The following is a 545-nucleotide window of genomic DNA, read 5'->3' on the forward strand; positions in this document are numbered from 1 at the left end:
CGTGGATGCTGCGGCTCGCGCCCGATCCGCTGCGCCGGCTGCACCTCTCGTACGGCCGCGACGCGGGCCGTGACGCCGAGGTGCACCGCACGAGCCTGCCGCCGATGAACGCGGCGCAGCGCGCGCAGGCCGGCACCGCCGTGCGCGCCTACGCCGACTCGGCCGCCGCTGGGCTGGGCGAGGGGTGGCGGGCTGCGATCCACGAGCACGCGGCGGATGCGCTCGAGTCGCTGCCGTCGGAGCTCGACCGGGCGGTCGCCCGCACCGACCTCGGCGCCCGCGCCTCGTGGTGGTGGCCGCTGCTCGCCGCGATCCAGTGGCTCGCGCTGATCGTCGCCGTGATCGGCGGGATCTGGCTGCTGCTCCCCGTGCTGCTGCCGGTCTGGGGCATGGTCGCGCCGGCCATCCCGCAGGTCGAGGGCACCGCGACGTGGCTCGACGGCTGGCCGATCCCGCTCGTCGCGCTCATCGGCGGGCTGCTGCTGGGCGTCGTGCTCGGCATCGTCGCGGCGGTCATCGGCGGGGCGGTCGGCGCGGCGCGGCGC

General features: G+C 77.6%; 1 pseudogene. It reads left to right on the forward strand.

Features of this window, described 5'->3' with window-relative positions:
* Positions 1-545, forward strand: a pseudogene (locus tag NWP09_RS13200) (ABC transporter); the annotation flags it as partial.

It is taken from the genome of Agrococcus sp. HG114 (genome assembly GCF_024723325.1).
Taxonomy (GTDB): domain Bacteria; phylum Actinomycetota; class Actinomycetes; order Actinomycetales; family Microbacteriaceae; genus Agrococcus.